The following is a 16,950-nucleotide window of genomic DNA, read 5'->3' on the forward strand; positions in this document are numbered from 1 at the left end:
GAAATGGCTTCTCATCCGTCGCGTCCCTGTTCAGCGGCACAGGACGGGGCAGTCGCGGCGGCGATCTCAGCGGGCTTGCCCTCGGGCGCGATGGTGGCCAGTACGCTGGGTAGGTCATGCCCCATATGCACCATGGACAGGAAGGACCGACCAGGAGACGTGGACTTCATAAGGCCCCTCTACCAGCGGTTCTCGGCCCTGCTGCGTGAGCTGACCAAGTTCGGCACCATCGGTGCCCTGGCTTTCGTCGTCGACACGGGCATGTACAACGTGTTCCTGCTGGTGGTCGACCTGGGCCCGCTGACGTCCAAGGTGCTGGCCACGATCATCGCGGCGACGTTCGCCTACCTGGGCAACAGGTTCTGGACGTTCAGGCACCGCGAGCAGAGCGGCCTGGGCCGCGAATACTTCCTGTTCTTCCTGCTCAACGGCATCGCGCTGCTGTTCGGGCTGCTGGTGATCGGATTCACCAAGTACACCCTGCACCTGGACGACCCGCTGAGCCTCAACATCGCCAACTTCGTGGGCGTCGGCCTCGGCACGTTGTTCCGCTTCTGGTCGTACAAGAAGTGGGTGTTCCTGGAGGCGACCACGCCGATCCCGGCCGAGCTGCCCGAGGCCGATGTCAGGCAGGACCGCTGACGACGCGGGTCCGTTCGTTCTGCTCGGCCGGACGCAGGAAGATCGCGAACGTGGCGGGGCGGCGGCGGACGAGTTCGAGACGGCCGCCGTCGGCGGCGGCCAGCGCGCGGGCGAGCGTCAGCCCCAGCCCGGTGCCACCGCCGCCGCTGATGTTGCGCTCGAAGACCTTGGGCGCGATGTCGTCGGAGATGCCGGGCCCCTCGTCGGCCACCTCGATCACGATGTAGTTGTCGCCACTCGTGGTGGTTATGGTGACCGTGCCGCCGCCGTGGCGGACGGAGTTTTCCAGCAGCGTGGCGATGACCTGACCGAATCCGCCCGTGGTGGCCAGTGCCTTCAGCTCCCGAGTGCCCTGGAGCATCAGGCGGCGGCCCACTCCCCGGAAGACCGGCTCCCATTCGATGATCTGCTGGTCGATGACCTCGTCGATGCAGATGGGCTCGGCCTGGGCGTGGCGCTGACGGCGGGCCGCGGCGAGCAGCTCGTCGATCACCGCGGTGAGCCGTTCGGCCTGCACGATGGCGGCCTCGCCCTCTTCGCGGACGACGTCGGGCTCCTCGGAGGCCGCGACGATCTCCTCCAGGCGCATGGTCAGCCCGGTCAGCGGGGTGCGCAACTGGTGGGAGGCGTCGGTGGCGAACTCTCGTTCGCGGGTGAGCAGATCGGAGATGCGGGTGGCGCTCCGGTCGAGGACCTCTGCCACCCGGTCGAGCTCGGGGATGCCGTAGCGGTGACGGCTCGGCCGCGCGTCACCGGAGCCGAGCCGGTCGGCGATCTTCGCCAGGTCCTGCAGGGGCAGCGTGAGGCGGCGTGACTGCACGATGGCCAGCCCCACCGCGACGGCGAGCGCCGCGCCGGCCAGGGCCACGATCAGCAGCAGGCGTGCTCGGACGTCCTGCTCGACCTGGGCCCTGTCACGACTGACCCGGACGTAGATGCCGTTCTCGGACTGTGCGTCCTCGGCCATCTGCCGGCCGGTCGGCGGCGAGGTGCCGACGATGGTCGCCTTGGGAGGGTTCGCGCGTTCGTAGATCTGGATGTAGCGGCCTGGATATTTCTGTTCGAGCTGCTGGGGGTCCAGCGGCGTCTCCTGGATGCGGGCATACTCGACTTCCCCCACCAGGCGGGTCGCATCCGCCCTGAGCTCCTGGGCCGCCTCCTCGAGGATCAGGCGGCTGACCACGATGCCCAGGGGGACCCCCAGCAACAGGACCGCGATGACCGCGACGACCAGGGTTGAGGAGAGCAGGCGGCGGCGCATCTCCTACTCGCGCTCGAACCTGAAGCCGACCCCTCGGACCGTGGTGATGTAGCGAGGTTTCGCGGCGTCGTCGCCGAGTTTGCGGCGCAACCAGGAGATGTGCATGTCGAGTGTCTTGGTGGAACCCCACCAGTTGGTGTCCCACACCTCGCGCATGATCTGTTCTCGGGTGACCACCTTGCCCGCGTCACGGACCAGCACGCGGAGCAGGTCGAACTCCTTGGTCGTGAGATGCAGCTCCTTCTCCCCCATCCAGGCGCGCCGGGAGTCGGCGTCGATGCGGACGCCCTGCACGACCGGGGTCTCCGACGTGCCGCGCCGCAGCAGCGCGCGCACGCGGGCGAGCAGCTCGGCCAGCCGGAAGGGTTTGGTGACGTAGTCGTCCGCGCCGGCGTCGAGACCGACGACCGTGTCAACCTCGTCGACGCGGGCGGTGAGTATGAGAACCGGAGTGCCGTGCCCTTCGGCGCGGATCCGGCGAGCGACCTCCAAGCCGTCCATTTCTGGCAGACCGAGGTCGAGAACGATGAGGTCGATGCCCCCCGACAGAGCCCTTTCGAGGGCCTGCGGGCCGTCGGGGCTCACCTCAACCTGATAGCCCTCACGGCGCAGTGCGCGCGCGAGCGGCTCGGAAATCGAGGTGTCATCCTCGGCGAGAAGTACGCAGGTCATGAAGCGATCGTAGGACCTTAGGCGATCGTTTCCCGGGTACAGCGCACGGTTTGACTCGTCGTTGACCTATCCATTGACCTGGGCAAACGATGATAAACATCAGTTAGTCCGGCTTAAATTACCGTGACTGCCGGGATGAAAGGCGAAACTCGACCCTGGCGTGTTCAAAGAAACCCATGCGCCGTTCGGCGTGTCGCGTCGGAACGTTTCGCGGGGAAATGACGCGCGGTGGAATGGCTTGCTCCGGGACATCTCGCGCAGGGAAAACGCGAGCGCCCGCCGGAATCGGTCCGGCAGGCGCGTCGCGTGTCGTGAGAGTCGCTCTGGAGTCCTGGCAGTCTGGCCAGTCCTGGAAGTCCTGGAAGTCCTGAGGGTGTGAGTCTTAGTCGTCCCGAGAGTCCTAGGCGCCCCGAGTCCTAGGCGTCCAGGAACTCCTTGGCCGACGTGTCCGCGTAGCGGGCGAGGTAGAGCTGCTCACCCAGCGCCTGGATGAGGCCGAGCTCGGTCTCCAGGTAGTCGATGTGCTCTTCCTCGTCGGCCAGGATCTCCTCGAAGATCCGGGCCGAGGTGATGTCGCCCTTCTCCCGCATCAACGCGATGGCCGGCCGCAACCGCCGCACCACCGCGAGCTCGACGTCGAGATCGGCCCTCAGCTGCTCCTCGACCGTCTGCCCGATGTGCAGCGTGCCGAGTCGCTGGTAGTTGGGCAGCCCCTCCAGAAAGAGAATGCGGTCGGTGAGGCGCTCGGCGTGGCGCATCTCGTCGAACGACTCGTCGCGGGTGTGCTTCGCCAGCTTGGTGTAGCCCCAGTTCTCCTGCATCTTGGCGTGCAGGAAGTACTGGTTGATCGCGGTCAGCTCAGCTGTCAACTGCTCGTTGAGCAGCTCAATGATCTGCTTGTCGCCCTGCATGGAACGGGCCCCCTGCGGTTAAGCGGTCGTCAGTTCTTCAGACCGCTTCAGGATCGCACAGATCTTCCGGACACAAGTGGCACAGTCCCCGCCGGCGCCCGTGGTGTCGCGAACCTGGCGAGCGCTCCGGGCGCCTGCCGCGATGCAGTCGTGCACATCGTTCTCGGTCACGGCACGACACACGCAGACGTACATCCCGGGAGAGCCTCTCAAGCGAAGGAAGCACCCAACGAAGGTTAGGCATGCCTAAGATAACCCACTTCGGTAAGGCTTGCCTATGTGACCTGCGCCACACAGGTCATGCTCCCCCGGCAGACTTCAGTGCCCTCGGGCGATCCACTCCTCAAGATGCGGGGCCTCGGCCCTGATCGTGGTGGAGTCGCCGTGGCCGGTGTGCACCACGGTCTCGCCGGGCAGCACCAGCAGCCGCTCCCGGATCGACTCGATGATCTGCTCGAACGAGGAGTGGGACCGCCCGGTCGCGCCGGGACCGCCCTTGAACAGCGTGTCGCCGCTGAACACCGTGCCGGACTCGGGGGCGTACAGGCAGACGGCGCCCGGCGCGTGGCCCGGGGTGTGCAGCACCTCCAGCGAGATCCCGCCGACCTCGATCTTCTCGCCGTCGCTCAGCGGTTGGTACGGGACCGTGTCGTCGTACACCTGCTCCCACAGCACCTGGTCGGCCGGGTGCAGCAGGATCGGCGCGCCGGTGAGGTCGGCGAGCTCGGCGGCGGCGTTGATGTGGTCGTTGTGCGCGTGGGTGCAGACGATGGCCTTGACCGTCCGCCCGCCCACGCGGTCGGCGATCGCCCGCGCGTCGTGCGCGGCGTCGACCACGATGACCTCGCGGGCGTCGCCGACCACCCAGACGTTGTTGTCGACGTCCCACGTGCCGCCGTCGAGCGAGAACGTTCCCGAGGTGATGACCCTGTCGAGCATCTAGAGGATCACCACCGAGCGCAGGACGTCGCCGCGGTGCATCTTGGCGAACGCCTCCTCGACCTGGCCGAGCTCGATCGTCTCGGTGACGAACCTGTCGAGCGGGAGCCGGCCCTGCAGGAACAGGTCGATCAGCATCGGGAAGTCACGGGACGGCAGGCAGTCGCCGTACCAGGAGGACTTGAGCGAGCCGCCGCGGCCGAACACGTCGAGCAGGGGCAGCTCCAGCTTCATCTCCGGAGTCGGCACGCCGACCAGGACCACCGTGCCCGCCAGGTCGCGGGCGTAGAAGGCCTGCCGGTAGGTCTCGGGACGGCCCACGGCCTCGATGACCACGTCGGCGCCGAACCCGCCGGTGAGGTCGCGGATGGCCTCGACGGGGTCGTTGGCGCGGGAGTTGACCGTGTCGGTGGCGCCGAAGTCGCGCGCCCATTCGAGCTTGCGGTCGTCGACGTCGACGGCGATGATCTTCGACGCGCCGGCCAGGGAGGCGCCGAGCACGGCGGCGTCGCCGACCCCGCCGCAGCCGATGACGGCCACCGTGTCGCCGCGCGTGATGTCGCCGGTGTTGAGCGCGGCGCCGAGACCGGCCATGACACCGCAGCCGAGCAGCCCGGCCACCTCGGCGGGGGCGTCGGCCGACACCTTGGTGCACTGTCCGGCGGCGACCAGGGTCTTGCCCAGGAACGCGCCGATGCCCAGGGCCGGCGAGAGCTCGGTGCCGTCGCTCAGCGTCATCTTCTGGGCGGCGTTGTGGGTGTTGAAGCAGTACCAGGGGCGTCCGCGCAGGCAGGCGCGGCACTGACCGCACACGGCCCGCCAGTTGAGGATCACGAAGTCGCCCGGCTCGACCTCGGTGACGCCCTCGCCGACCGCCTCGACCACGCCGGCCGCCTCGTGCCCGAGCAGGAACGGGAAGTCGTCGCTGATGCCGCCCTCGCGGTAGTGGAGGTCGGTGTGACAGACCCCGCAGGCCTGGACGGAGACGACCGCCTCGCCCGGTCCGGGATCGGGCACGATCACCGTCTCGACTGACACTTCCTGGCCTTTACCTCGGGCGATGACGCCCTGCACTTCGTACGGCATGGCAGCCATCTTGTGTCAGTGGGGTGATCTCCGCAAGACGTGGGGCTGCACCACGCCGAGGCCGCGTGCCGGTCGGCGCCTGAGGCGGCGCACCTCGAACTCGGGCCGGTCGCCGAGATCCTCGGCCATGCCGGTGTCGACGACGATCGCGCCGGGCCGGGCGATCGAGGTGAGCCGGGCGGCCAGATTGACCGTGGTGCCGAAGACGTCGCCCAGGAGAGGCAGCACCGGCCCGTACGCGATGCCGATGCGCAGCTCGTCGGCCTCGACCAGGTCGAGCGCGATCGCCGCGGCCTGGGCCGGGGTCGGCGCGGTGAAGAGCACCTCGTCGCCGAGCGTCTTGACCAGCCGGGCGCCGTGCGCGGCCACCACGTCGGCGGCGCGGGCCTCGAACCCCTCGACCAGCTCGGCCAGCTCCCGCTCGGTCAGCTCGCTGGAACGCCGGGTGAACGAGACCAGGTCGGCGAAGCCCACCGCCAGCAGCAGGCGGGTGGGCACCGCCTCGGCCTGGGAGTCGGCCATCGTGAGCAGGCGGGTGCCGGCGGCGGCGAGCTGGGTGCGCCAGACGTGGACCAGCACCTGCTCGAAGCCGGGCAGCAGCTCCCTCGCGGTGTCGAGGATGCGGGTCAGGTCCTCGTCGGACGGCTCCTCGTCCGGCGGCAGCATCGCGCCGATCATGATCTCGGCCTGCCACTGGGCCAGCCTGGCCGTGGTCTGGCCGAGCGCGCGGGCCATCCGGATGACCGTCTGCTCGTCGAGCAGCTCGCTGTCGAGCATCATCCGCACCCGCCGCAGCGCGGCCACGTCGCCGTCGGAGAACGCGACGGCGTCGTCGGCGAGCGAGGCGAACCCGAGGGCCCGCCAGATGCGCTCGGTCAGGGCGGTCGGGACGCCGGCCTCCGCGGCGACCTCGCCGCGCGTGTAGCGGGCGGGCATGCCGAGGAGCAGACCGTCGATCTCCTCGGCGGTCGGCCTGCCCCTGGTCTCTGACGCGTCCACGGTGTGGAGGCTACGTCACGTCAGCGGCCGTCGATGGTGCCGTCGGAGGCGTCCTCCAGCAGGCGGAACAGGTCGGTGCGGACATCCTGGATCTTGGGGATGTCGCGGAGCACGATCTGGCCCCTGTCGCCGGCCGACTCCACGGACAAGGTGCCGCAGCCGAGCAGGCGTTCGGCGAACGTCTGGTCGGAGCTGACCGTGTTGACCTTGGCCATCGGGATCTCGTCGGTCGACTTGTTGAGCACGCCCGTGCTGATCGTGAACCGATGGGTGGTGAGGACGTAGGCGGTGTTCTTCCACTGCAGGTAGGGGACGAACGTCCAGACGGTCAGCAGGATCAGCGCGACGACGCCCACGGCGACGCGGGCGAAGAAGGCGTACTCCCAGTCACCCGGGATGAAGTACAGTCCCGCGCCCGAGGCCGCGGCGATCAGCACGAGCGCGACGGCGGGGACGACGAGTCGCTTCCAGTGCGGATGGAAGGACCTGATGCGCCGCTCACCCTGCGTCAGATGGTGGTCCGGGATGGTCATGCGCAAATCGTGCCACCTCGGAGTCGCCCCCGGCTACGTCGAGGGTCGAACGTGCACCACGTCTCCGGCGCTCAGCGTGTGGCGCTCGCCGCCGGCGGTCACCTGGAGGTGGCCGGCGTGGTCGATGCCGGTCGCGGTGCCGGTCAGCATGCGCTCGCCGGGCAGCTCGACCCTGATCTCGCGGCCGATGGTGGCGCTCGACGCCTGGTAGGCGGCACGCAGCCCGCAGGCGTCGGCGTCGCCGGCGGCCTCGCTCCAGTCGCGGTAGTGCGTCTCGACCTCTCTGAGCACCGCCCGCAGCAGCGGGTCGCGGTCGACGAAGGGCGCGATCCCGGGCCCGCCGGATTCGAGGGCCAGCGAGGTGGCGGTCTGGACGGGCAGCTCGTCGGCCCTGACCGAGACGTTCAGCCCCATGCCGATGACCACCGCGTCGCCTGAGCGCTCGGCCAGCACCCCGGCCAGCTTGCGTTCGCCGATCAGCAGGTCGTTGGGCCACTTGAGGCGTACGTCCACCTCGGCCAGCCGGCGGACGGCCGAGGCGGCGGCCACCCCGAACAGCAGCGGGAGCCAGCCGAGGGTGCCGACCGGCGGCACCGGCCTGAGCAGGACGGAGACCGTCAGGCCCGAACGCGGTGGCGCGCTCCAGACGCGGCCGAGCCGGCCGCGACCGGCGAACTGTGTCTCGGCCACCAGCACCGCTCCCTCAGCCGTGCCCTGGCGGGCGACCTGGGCGAGGTCGGCGTTGGTGGAGCCGGTGCGGTCGACGACGGTCACCCCGGTCCACAGGCTGCCTGGCCGCACCAGGGCGCGGTTGAGCGCCGCCTCCGAGAGCGGAGGGCGGTCGAGGTCGGAGTAACGCGAGTCGGGCACCCTTCCATCTTCGCCGACGTATCGGGTGCCCTCTACCGACGCCGCTGGCGGGGCGTTTCGCCGTCAAGGGCAAGATGGGGGCGAAAGACCTGAACAACCGGAATGTGGTGAGCGATTCATGGCGCGTCTGGACCCACGCAACTGGGCGTCGTGGCGGCCGTTCGGCATCGGACTGCGCAAGCCGAACAACTACCTGGAGCTGGCGAAGGCGTTCCGGTCGGTCAAGGGCAACCGGCGCTACGCGTGGCGGATCCTCAACCAGGGCACCTGCGACGGCTGCGCACTGGGCACCCGCGGCATGCGTGACTGGACCATGGATGAGATCCACCTGTGCAACATCAGGCTCCGGTTGCTCTCGCTGAACACGATGCCGGCGCTCGACGTCTCGCTGCTGCGTGACGTCTCGGGCCTGACCGGCAGGAAGAGCGCCGAGCTTCGTGGTCTGGGGCGGCTGCCGTACCCGATGTTGAGGCGCGCGGGCGAGCCGGGCTTCACCCGCGTCTCGTGGGACGAGGCGCTGCGGGTGGCGGCCGACGGCCTGCGCGACGCGCGCTTCGGCACCTATCTGACCAGCCGGGGCGTGCCGAACGAGAACTACTACGCGGCGCAGAAGGCGGTGCGCGCGCTCGGCACCAACAGCGTCGACAACGCGGCCCGCATCTGCCACTCGCCGTCGACCGTGGCGCTCAAGGAGACGATCGGCGCGGCCGCCACCACCTGCTCCTACACCGACTGGATCGGCTCCGACCTGATCGTCTTCATCGGGTCCAACCCGTCGAACAACCAGCCGGTGGCGATGAAGTACCTCTACCACGCCAAGAAGGCCGGCACCCGGGTGGCCATGGTCAACGCCTATCGCGAGCCGGGAATGGACAAGTACTGGGTGCCGTCCAACGCGGAGTCGGCGGTGTTCGGGACGAAGATCACCGATGAGTTCTTCGGCGTCAACGTGGGCGGCGACATCGGGTTCCTCAACGGCGTGCTCAAGCATCTGATCGAGAACGACTGGGTGGACAAGGTGTTCGTCGACGAGCACACCACCGGGTACGAGCGACTGCGGAGCACGGTGTCGGAGCAGTCGTGGGAGGAGCTGGAGGCGCTGTCCGGGGCCTCGCGCGAGGAGATGTTCCGGCTGGCCCGGCTGCTGGGCGAGGCGAAGTCGGCGGTGCTCGTCTGGTCGATGGGCATCACTCAGCACACCTACGGCGAGGACAACGTACGGGCGATCGTCAACCTGGCGCTGGCGCGCGGCTTCGTGGGGCGCGACCACTGCGGGCTGATGCCGATCCGCGGGCACAGCGGGGTGCAGGGCGGCGCCGAGATGGGCGCGTACGCCACGGGCCTGCCGGGCGGGCTGCCCATCACCGCCGAGAACGCCGCGACGTTCGCCGAGCTGTGGGGCTTCGAGGTGCCCGTCACGCCCGGACTGACGGCCGGCGAGATGATCGACGCGGCCCACGCGGGCGAGCTCGACGCGCTGGTCTCCAGCGGCGGCAACTTCCTGGAGGTGATGCCCGACCCCGGCTACTGCCGCGAGGCGCTGTCACGGCTCGGGCTGCGCGTGCACATCGACATCGTGCTGTCGTCGCAGATGCTGGTGCCGTCCGACGGCGACGTGCTGCTGCTGCCCGCGCAGACCCGCTACGAGATGGTCGGCGGGGTGACCGAGACCTCGACCGAGCGGCGGATCATCTTCTCGCCGGAGATCGAGGGGCCGCGCGTCGGTGAGGCGTGGCCGGAGTGGAAGATCTTCACCGAGCTGGCCGCCCGCACCCGGCCCGAGATCGCCGCCGCCGTGCGCTTCACCGGCACGCCCCAGATCCGGGAGGAGATCGAGCGGGCCGTGCCGTTCTACGAGGGCATCGCGAGCCTGCGCTCCTTCGGAGACAACGTGCAGTACGGCGGGCGTCACCTGCTCGCCGGCGGCCGGTTCCAGACGGCCGACGGCCTGGGCAGGTTCTCGGCCGTCCGGCTGCCCGCCGTAGAACGTTCTGACGGCACGTTCACCGTGGCCACGCGGCGGGGTAAGCAGTTCAACAGCATGGTCCACGAGCGCCGCGACGGCTTCAACGGCGCGACGCGCGAGGCGGTCCTGATGAGCCCGTACGACGCCGACCGGCTCGACCTGCCCGACGGCGCCGAGGTCGAGCTGCGCTCCGGCGAACGCACCTACCAGGGCAGGGTGCTGCGGGCGCCGCTGACGCCCGGAAACCTGCAGATCCACTGGCCGGAGGGCAACGTGCTGCTCCACGAGACGCGTCGCTCGCCCGACGCGAAGATCCCCGACTACAACGCCGCCTCCGTGACCGTGCGGCGGCTGTGAGGGAGCGCCCGGGCCCCACGAGGCCGGTCCGCGTCCTGGAGCTCTCGGGCTCCGACTCCCGCGAGCGCCGCGACGACCTGGCCACCGAGGAGCCGCTGGAGATCCGCCTCACCGCCCCTGGCGGCGCCCGCAAGACCGTGGCGATCACCATGCGGACCCCTGGCCACGACTTCGAGCTGGCCGCCGGGTTCCTGCACGGCGAGGGCCTGGTCGAGCCGGGCGGCATCGCGGCCATCGGCTACTGCGTGGACGACGACCTGCCGCCCGAGGCCCGCTACAACACGGTCACGGTGCGGCTGCACGGCCCGATCCCCGACCTGCCGGCGCTCGACCGTCACTTCCTGACGTCCAGCGCCTGCGGCGTCTGCGGCTCGGCCAGCCTCGACGCGCTCCGCGACCGCTGCCACCCGCTCCCCCGGGGCGGCGTCGAGCTCACCCCCGACGTCCTGTACGGGCTGCCGGAGAGCCTGCGCGGGGCGCAGGGGGTGTTCGGCAAGACCGGCGGGCTGCACGCGGCGGGGCTGTTCACCGCCGAAGGCGAGCTGGTGGCGGTCCGCGAGGACGTGGGCCGGCACAACGCGCTGGACAAGCTGGTCGGCTGGTCGGCCCTGAACGAGGGTCTGCCGCTGGACCGGCACGTGCTCATGGTCAGCGGCAGGGCCAGCTACGAGATCATGCAGAAGGCGCTGTCCGCGGGCGTCGGCGTGGTGTGCGCGGTGTCGGCTCCGTCGTCGCTGGCCGTCGACGTGGCCAGGGACTTCGGGATGACGCTCGTCGGGTTCCTGCGCGGGGAGCGGTGCAACGTCTACGCGGGACAGGAGCGGATCATCCGCTGAGCCGAATCCGACTTTGGTCGGGCCGGTGAACCCCTGTGCTGGCACGGGCCGATTGTGGCGGAGCGTCCGGAAATGCTCATTCTGTTCGGCGTGCTCGCCGTGGCCAACCTGGTCTCCGTGACGTTGGGTATCGAGGCGCTGGAGTGGGCGACCAAGCCGCTGCTCTGCCTGGTGCTGGCGGTGTACGTGCTGCGGGAGGCGCCCCGGCATCGGCTGCTGGCGGCCGGGCTGGTGTTCGCCATGGCGGGGGACGTCGCGCTGCTGGTGGACGGGCAGGTCGCCTTCGTGGTGGGCATGTCGGCGTTCCTCGTCATGCAGGTCTGCTACCTCACCGTCTTCACACGGGAGGGCGCCTGGGACGGGCTGCGGGCCCGGCCCTGGATCGCGGGGGCGTACCTGGTGGTCTGGCTGGGTGCCGGGGTCCTGCTGTGGGAGCCGCTGGGCGGACTGCGGGTGCCCGTGCTGCTGTACGGGCTGGCGCTGGTGACGATGGCGGCGTTCGGGGCCGGGCTGAACCGCGTCGCCGGGCTGGGCGGGGCGCTGTTCGCGTTCTCCGACCTCCTGGTGGGGCTCGGCGTGACGGGGACGGATTTCACCGGCCGGAGCCCGGTGCTGATGGCGACCTACATCGCGGCGCAGTTCCTGATCGTCCGGGGCGTGACCGCCGGCCGGTCCGCCGCCCGGAACGACGGCTCGATGGCGCCCGTGAGCCATCCTTCGTAGGTCTCCGGCCGACCGGCCAGGACGCCGTCAGCCGGTGTTCTGCAGGCCCGCCGCCACGCCGTTGACCGACAGCAGGAGCAGCGTGGACAGCCGGTCGCGCTCGTGGTCCGAGGGGTTGCCGGTGCGCAGGGCCCGCAGGGCGCGTAGTTGCAGGTGCGAGAGGGCGTCCACGTACGGGTCGCGCAGCTGGACGGCCCGTGAGAGGACCTTGCGGTTGGCCAGCAGCCGAGCGTGCCCGGTGACCTCCAGGACGAGGGAACGGGTGCGGTCGTACTCCTCCAGCACCTGCCGGGCGAAGTCGGGCCGGCCCCCCAGCGCCAGGTAGCGCTCGGCGATCGAGCGGTCGGTCTTGGCCAGCGACATCTCGGCGTTGTCCAGCAGGGCGTTGAACAGCGGCCACTCCCGGTAGGCCGCCCGCAGCTCGTCCATGGAGCCGATCGAGGCCAGGCCGGTGCCGAGGCCGTACCAGCCGGGCAGGTTGACCCGGGTCTGAGCCCAGGCGAAGACCCAGGGGATGGCGCGCAGGTCGTCGAGCGAGCGCGGCGCGCCGAGACCCCGGCGGGCCGGGCGCGAGCCGAGGCGCAGCGAGCCGATCTCCTCCAGCGGGCTGACCAGGGCGAACCACTCGGGAAAGCCGTCCGCCTCGGTGAGCGAGCGGTAGGCCTGCTCGGAGGCGGTGGCGACCTGCTCGGCGAGGGGGCGGAAACGGCTCGCGGCGGCGGCCGTGGCGGCGGCGACCGAGGGCGAGGAGGTCATCAGCACGGCGTTGGCGACCTGCTCCATGTGCCGGCGGGCGATCGCCAGGTGCCCGTAGCGGGCGAAGATGACCTCGCCCTGCTCGGTGACCTTGAAGCGGCCGGCGACCGAGCCGGGCGCCTGGGCGAGCACCGCGCGGTTGGCGGGGCCACCGCCCCGGCCCAGAGCGCCGCCGCGGCCGTGGAACATGAGCAGATGGACGTCGTGCTCGGCGGCCCAGGCGGTGAGCCGCTCCTGGGCCTCGTACAGACGCAGGGTGGCGGCGGCCGGGCCGAGCTCCTTGGCCGAGTCGGAGTAGCCGAGCATGATCTCCAGGCTGCGCCCGGTGGCGGCCAGCCGGTCGCGCACCTGCGGGATCTCCAGCATGCCGGAGAGCACCTGCGGGGAGTTGGCGAGGTCCTGGCCCGACTCGAACAACGGCACCACGTCCAGCACCGGCGCCCGGCTGCCCAGCGCGTGCTGGGCCAGCTCGTAGACGGCGGCGACGTCGGCCGCGTCGCGGGTGAAGGAGACCACGTAGCGGGAGCAGGCCCGCACGCCGAACCGCTCCTGGATCCAGGCGATCACCCGGATCGTGGCCAGCACCTCCTCGGTGCGTTCGGACAGCTCGCCGCCCGCATGGAGCTCCTCCAGCGCCGCCGCGTGCACCTGGGAGTGCTGGCGCACCTCCAGCTCGGCGAGGTGGAAGCCGAACGTCTCGACCTGCCAGATCAGGTGCTGCAACTCTCCGTACGCCTGGCGGACGGCGTGGCCGGCGAGTGACTCCTGGGCGAGGCGCAGGTCGGCGATCAGGTCGCCGGGCGCCAGGTAGGCGAGGTCGAGGTCACGGCGGCGGGTGGCCGCGATGCGGGCGGCCACGTACAGCAGCCACTGCCGGTGCGGCTCCTTGGGCGAGCGGGTGCCCAGCTCGGAGACCAGCTCGGGGTGGGCGTCCCTGGCCGCGGTCAGCGCCGCGTTCAGGTCGAGGGAGGGCGGGGCGAACTGGGCGGAGGCGGTGAGCGTGCGGGCGATGCGCGTGGTGGCGGTCTCCAGCGCGGTCAGCACATGCTCGGACTGGATCTGCACGGCCTCGCGGGTGACCTTGGCGGTCACGTTGGGGTTGCCGTCGCGGTCGCCGCCGATCCAGCTGCCATAGCGGATGAACGGCCTGGCCAGCGGCGGCCGGGTGCCGCTGTCGTCGCCGAGCGCGGCGTCGAGCGAGCGGTAGACCTGCGGGACCACCCGGAACAGCGTCTCGTCGAAGGCGGCCATGGCCGTACGGACCTCGTCGAGCGGGTCGAGCTTGGTGGAGCGGAGCTGGGCGGTGCGCCACAGCAGGTCGATCTCCTCCAGCAGCCGCCGCGTGTTCTCGGCGCGCTCGGAGGCGCCGCGGCCGGGCGTGTTGTAGTCGGTGAGCTGGGCGCTGACCCGCTGGATGGCGGTGACGACCGCGCGCCGGCGCGCCTCCGTCGGGTGCGCGGTGAGCACGGGCCGCAGCTCCATGTCGCCGACCAGCTCGGCGACGCGCTCGCCACCCAGCTCGTCCACGGCCTGCGCCAGCGACTCGCGCTGCACCCCGCCCTCGGTGTCGCGTTCGCGCAGGGTGCGGATGCGGTAGTGCTCCTCGGCCAGGTTGGCCAGGTGGAAGTAGCAGGTGAACGCGCGGGCGATCTGCACCGCCCGGTCGATCTCCCACTCGGCGACCATGGCGGTGATCTCGTCGGCGGAGGTCTCTCCCCTGCGGGCGGCGATGACCGCCTTGCGCAGCCGTTCGACGTCGGCCAACAGGTCTTCGCCACCCTGCTCGGCGATCACCTGGCCGAGCAGTTTGCCGAGCAACCGCACATCGTTGCGGAGCTCGTCGGGCATCTCTGTGACGGCCGCACTGCGACGCTCGATCCGCTGGTCAATCATGCTTCGCAGATTACCGAGTCGCTCGGAACGGGCGCAGACCGGTCTCGCCAAATGGACTAGACCACTGGTCAGGTGGGCCGCGAGACCGCCGCCACCAGCTCGGGGAGCCGGGCGAACCCGATCTTGGCGCCGAGCCGCCTGCCGAGCGTCTCGACCAGCAGCCCGTAGAACGGCGCCAGCACGCAGACCCAGGTCCAGCCGAGCGCGATCGGCACCACGAACGGCAGCGACAGGGCCATGATGCCGAGCAGCGCGCCCATGGAGGAGGCGAAGGCCTGGCCGCCCTGGCCGGGCGCGGCCCCGCTGAAGGCGTTGAGCCGCTCGGGCACCGTGTAGGGGATGGTCACGCTGGTCACCGAGCCGACGCCGAGCCCGATGCCGAGGGCGCCCCAGCCGGCCAGCAGAGCGGGCACGATCGCTCCCGGGTTGCCGCTGAACAGGCTCGCGGCGACGGAGATCAGGAGGAGCACGGGTGTGGCGAGCGCCGCGTTGGCCAGGTGGCGCCCGGCCAGGTCGGTGCGGAAGCTCTCCTCGGAGCCGCAGGCCACGACGTTCATCCAGATCGACGGCCCGTCGATGCCGTAGGCGTTGCCCGACTGCAGCGCGATCATCAGCGCGCCCGACGAGGTCAGCAGGATGGCCAGCCACGGCCCGACCTCGCCGCCGCTGCTGTCGCCGATGCTGTTGCCGAGTGAGAACGCCAGCACGACGGTGACCACGACCGCGGAGAACCAGCCGACCCGGAACCGGGGCTCCCGCCGGATGTACTTGAGCTCCTTCGTCACCACGGCCGCCAGCGGCCCGTCGGGCAGGAAACGGTCGACCAGGCCGCTCTCCTTGCGTACGGAGGCCGCCTGGGTGGAGGAGTCGGGCATGACCAGCGCCCGGCTGAGCGCCTTGATCCACAGCCAGCCGACCAGGAGCACGATCAGCGCCAGAACGGCCAGCTCGGCCAGGCCGACGAGCCCGCCGTCGGAGATGGCGTGGGCGGCCAGGCCCGAGGGCGCCCACCGGAAGGCGTCGGCGGTGCCGCGCAGGATCGCCAGCGGGTCGCCGAGGTCGCTGTTGACGAGCAGGTTGGGCAACTGGGCGAGCAGCACCACGAAGATCGCCGCCACGGCGAGCACGTCGCGCCCGCGCCGGGTGCGCAGCGCGCCGGACAGCGCGGTGGTGATCAGCCGGGAGGTGACCAGGCAGAGCGCGAACTGCAGGAGCACCGCCACCAGCCCGACCAGCAGGCCGCCGACGCCGGTGGCCAGCCCGGCCAGCGCGCCGGCCGTGACGATCAGGGTCGCGGCGGGCCACACCCCGGTGGCGGACGCGGTGAACATGCCGAGCGCGAGCCGCCCGGTGCTCAGCGGGAACAGCGACAGCCGCGCCGGGTCGATCGTGTCGTCCAGCCCGAACGCGAGCAGCGGCACGATCATCCAGCCGATGAGGAAGAACGTGTAGACGACGATCACGATGTCGGTCGCGATGTCGTGCGGCGCCAGCCGGATCAGGCTCATCAGGAAGAAGCCCAGCGCCGCCAGCAGCACGGCCATGACCAGGGTGAAGACGAACCCGAGTTTGCGGGACAGGTCACCGCGCAGGTTGCCGGCCAGCAGCCGGAGCTTGAGCTGGGCGAAGAGCGCGACCGTGCTCACTTCGGCTCCCCGTCACCGGCGCCGAGGTCTCCGCCTGGGAGGTTCCTGGAGCCGAGATCTCCAGCGCCGAGATCTTTGGCGCCGAGGTTTTTGGCGCCGAGCCAGGTCAGGCCGGTGTCGCCGCCGTCACGCTGGCCGCCCACCAGCGCCAGGAACGTGTCGTTGAGGCTGCGGTCGCCGCGCACCTTCTCCAGGGGGCCCTGCGCCACGATGTGGCCGCCGTTCATCACCGACACCCAGTCGCACAGCCGCTCGACGAGGTCCATGACATGGCTGGAGAAGATGACGGTGGACCCCGAGGCGGTGAAGCGCTGGAGCACCTCGGTGAGCGTGTTGGCGCTGACCGGGTCGACGCCCTCGAACGGTTCGTCGAGGAAGAGCACCGAGGGGTTGTGCAGCAGCGCCGCCGCGAGCCCGATCTTCTTGCGCATGCCGGTGGAGTAGTCGACGACCAGCTTGTCGGCGGCTCCGGCCAGGTCCATCACCTGCAGCAGGTCCTCGGCGCGCCCCAGGACGTCGGCCTTGGGAATGCCGCGGAGCCGGCCGCTGTAGTGCAGTAACTCCCGGCCGGACAGCCGCTCGAACAGCCGCAGGCCCTCCGGCAGCACGCCGATGCGGGCCTTGACCTGGACCTGGTCGCGCCAGACGTCGAGCCCGTCGACCTCGGCCCGGCCGCCGTCGGGACGCAGCAGGCCGGTGATCATGCTGAGCGTGGTGGTCTTGCCCGCGCCGTTGGGCCCGACCAGACCGGCGAAACTGCCCGCCGGGACGACGAGGTCGACCCCCGCCACCGCGACCTGCGGGCCATACCGTTTGAACAGGCCTTGTGTGCGAACGGCGTCCGTCATGGATCCACTCTA

At 70.6% G+C, this 16,950-nt stretch carries 16 protein-coding genes; 4 read left to right on the forward strand and 12 right to left on the reverse strand.

Translation table 11 applies throughout. The features are described 5' to 3' along the window. Positions 1-159 precede the first annotated feature (159 nt). On the forward strand, positions 160-642 hold the full coding sequence (locus IEY82_RS34405; protein ID WP_225264114.1) for a GtrA family protein: 483 nt from the start codon (positions 160-162) through the stop codon (positions 640-642). Here the strand turns inward: IEY82_RS34405 and IEY82_RS34410 are convergent. The 9 genes from IEY82_RS34410 to IEY82_RS34450 all read right to left on the reverse strand — a co-directional run bounded on the left by IEY82_RS34410 (position 626) and on the right by IEY82_RS34450 (position 7,913). Beyond that, positions 626-1,903: an ATP-binding protein gene (locus IEY82_RS34410; RefSeq protein WP_189128458.1), complete on the reverse strand. Its 1,278-nt coding sequence runs from the start codon at positions 1,901-1,903 to the stop codon at positions 626-628. The two genes, IEY82_RS34405 and IEY82_RS34410, sit on opposite strands and share 17 nt — an antisense overlap. 3 nt (positions 1,904-1,906) lie before the next feature. Then, positions 1,907-2,575, reverse strand: coding sequence for a response regulator transcription factor (locus IEY82_RS34415; RefSeq protein WP_043620820.1), 669 nt, complete (start codon positions 2,573-2,575; stop codon positions 1,907-1,909). Positions 2,576-2,991: 416 nt separating this feature from the next. After that, positions 2,992-3,486: a bacterioferritin gene (gene bfr, locus IEY82_RS34420; RefSeq protein ID WP_189128459.1), complete on the reverse strand. Its 495-nt coding sequence runs from the start codon at positions 3,484-3,486 to the stop codon at positions 2,992-2,994. Between the two features lie 18 nt (positions 3,487-3,504). Then, complete coding sequence (locus IEY82_RS34425; RefSeq protein ID WP_189128460.1) at positions 3,505-3,681, reverse strand: (2Fe-2S)-binding protein; 177 nt, start codon at positions 3,679-3,681, stop codon at positions 3,505-3,507. 123 nt (positions 3,682-3,804) lie between these two features. Beyond that, positions 3,805-4,425, reverse strand: a complete 621-nt coding sequence (locus IEY82_RS34430; RefSeq protein WP_189128461.1) for an MBL fold metallo-hydrolase — start codon at positions 4,423-4,425, stop codon at positions 3,805-3,807. After that, a complete protein-coding gene (locus IEY82_RS34435) occupies positions 4,426-5,511 on the reverse strand; it encodes an S-(hydroxymethyl)mycothiol dehydrogenase (RefSeq protein WP_189128462.1) in 1,086 nt (361 codons plus the stop codon). A gap of 15 nt (positions 5,512-5,526) precedes the next feature. Then, positions 5,527-6,510, reverse strand: a complete 984-nt coding sequence (locus IEY82_RS34440; RefSeq protein WP_308016011.1) for an adenylate/guanylate cyclase domain-containing protein — start codon at positions 6,508-6,510, stop codon at positions 5,527-5,529. Between the two features lie 20 nt (positions 6,511-6,530). Further along, on the reverse strand, positions 6,531-7,043 hold the full coding sequence (locus IEY82_RS34445; RefSeq protein WP_189128463.1) for a PH domain-containing protein: 513 nt from the start codon (positions 7,041-7,043) through the stop codon (positions 6,531-6,533). 33 nt (positions 7,044-7,076) lie between these two features. Next, positions 7,077-7,913 carry a biotin--[acetyl-CoA-carboxylase] ligase gene (locus IEY82_RS34450; RefSeq protein WP_189128464.1) on the reverse strand — a complete coding sequence of 279 codons (837 nt, stop codon included), beginning with the start codon at positions 7,911-7,913 and terminating at the stop codon, positions 7,077-7,079. A 118-nt stretch (positions 7,914-8,031) separates the two neighbouring features. On the opposite strand from IEY82_RS34450, the gene IEY82_RS34455 reads away from it, so the two are divergent. From IEY82_RS34455 to IEY82_RS34465, 3 genes are all read left to right on the forward strand, one after another. Next, a complete protein-coding gene (locus tag IEY82_RS34455) occupies positions 8,032-10,236 on the forward strand; it encodes an FdhF/YdeP family oxidoreductase (RefSeq protein WP_189128465.1) in 2,205 nt (734 codons plus the stop codon). Next, positions 10,233-11,072: a formate dehydrogenase accessory sulfurtransferase FdhD gene (fdhD, locus tag IEY82_RS34460; protein ID WP_189128466.1), complete on the forward strand. Its 840-nt coding sequence runs from the start codon at positions 10,233-10,235 to the stop codon at positions 11,070-11,072. The genes IEY82_RS34455 and fdhD overlap by 4 nt, the downstream gene beginning before the upstream one ends. 72 nt (positions 11,073-11,144) lie before the next feature. After that, on the forward strand, positions 11,145-11,795 hold the full coding sequence (locus IEY82_RS34465) for a lysoplasmalogenase (RefSeq protein ID WP_189128467.1): 651 nt from the start codon (positions 11,145-11,147) through the stop codon (positions 11,793-11,795). Positions 11,796-11,822: 27 nt separating this feature from the next. On the opposite strand, the gene IEY82_RS34470 is transcribed toward IEY82_RS34465, so the two are convergent. The 3 genes from IEY82_RS34470 to IEY82_RS34480 all read right to left on the reverse strand — a co-directional run bounded on the left by IEY82_RS34470 (position 11,823) and on the right by IEY82_RS34480 (position 16,938). Continuing rightward, positions 11,823-14,444: a phosphoenolpyruvate carboxylase gene (locus IEY82_RS34470; RefSeq protein ID WP_189128468.1), complete on the reverse strand. Its 2,622-nt coding sequence runs from the start codon at positions 14,442-14,444 to the stop codon at positions 11,823-11,825. Positions 14,445-14,512: 68 nt separating this feature from the next. Beyond that, positions 14,513-16,090, reverse strand: coding sequence for a hypothetical protein (locus IEY82_RS34475; RefSeq protein WP_189128469.1), 1,578 nt, complete (start codon positions 16,088-16,090; stop codon positions 14,513-14,515). Further along, complete coding sequence (locus IEY82_RS34480; RefSeq protein WP_189128470.1) at positions 16,087-16,938, reverse strand: ABC transporter ATP-binding protein; 852 nt, start codon at positions 16,936-16,938, stop codon at positions 16,087-16,089. The genes IEY82_RS34475 and IEY82_RS34480 overlap by 4 nt, the downstream gene beginning before the upstream one ends. Positions 16,939-16,950: the final 12 nt, after the last annotated feature.

The organism is Nonomuraea cavernae, from assembly GCF_014646355.1.
GTDB lineage: Bacteria > Actinomycetota > Actinomycetes > Streptosporangiales > Streptosporangiaceae > Nonomuraea > Nonomuraea cavernae.

Excerpts from the sequence above, each read along its gene's own strand:
- IEY82_RS34410 (WP_189128458.1), bottom strand. The coding sequence starts at position 1,903 with ATGCGCCGCCGCCTGCTCTCCTCAACCCTGGTCGTCGCGGTCATCGCG.
- IEY82_RS34415 (WP_043620820.1), bottom strand. The coding sequence starts at position 2,575 with ATGACCTGCGTACTTCTCGCCGAGGATGACACCTCGATTTCCGAGCCG.
- bfr (WP_189128459.1), bottom strand. The coding sequence starts at position 3,486 with ATGCAGGGCGACAAGCAGATCATTGAGCTGCTCAACGAGCAGTTGACA.
- IEY82_RS34425 (WP_189128460.1), bottom strand. The coding sequence starts at position 3,681 with ATGTACGTCTGCGTGTGTCGTGCCGTGACCGAGAACGATGTGCACGAC.
- IEY82_RS34430 (WP_189128461.1), bottom strand. The coding sequence starts at position 4,425 with ATGCTCGACAGGGTCATCACCTCGGGAACGTTCTCGCTCGACGGCGGC.
- IEY82_RS34435 (WP_189128462.1), bottom strand. The coding sequence starts at position 5,511 with ATGCCGTACGAAGTGCAGGGCGTCATCGCCCGAGGTAAAGGCCAGGAA.
- IEY82_RS34445 (WP_189128463.1), bottom strand. The coding sequence starts at position 7,043 with ATGACCATCCCGGACCACCATCTGACGCAGGGTGAGCGGCGCATCAGG.
- IEY82_RS34455 (WP_189128465.1), top strand. The coding sequence starts at position 8,032 with ATGGCGCGTCTGGACCCACGCAACTGGGCGTCGTGGCGGCCGTTCGGC.
- IEY82_RS34465 (WP_189128467.1), top strand. The coding sequence starts at position 11,145 with ATGCTCATTCTGTTCGGCGTGCTCGCCGTGGCCAACCTGGTCTCCGTG.
- IEY82_RS34470 (WP_189128468.1), bottom strand. The coding sequence starts at position 14,444 with ATGATTGACCAGCGGATCGAGCGTCGCAGTGCGGCCGTCACAGAGATG.
- IEY82_RS34480 (WP_189128470.1), bottom strand. The coding sequence starts at position 16,938 with ATGACGGACGCCGTTCGCACACAAGGCCTGTTCAAACGGTATGGCCCG.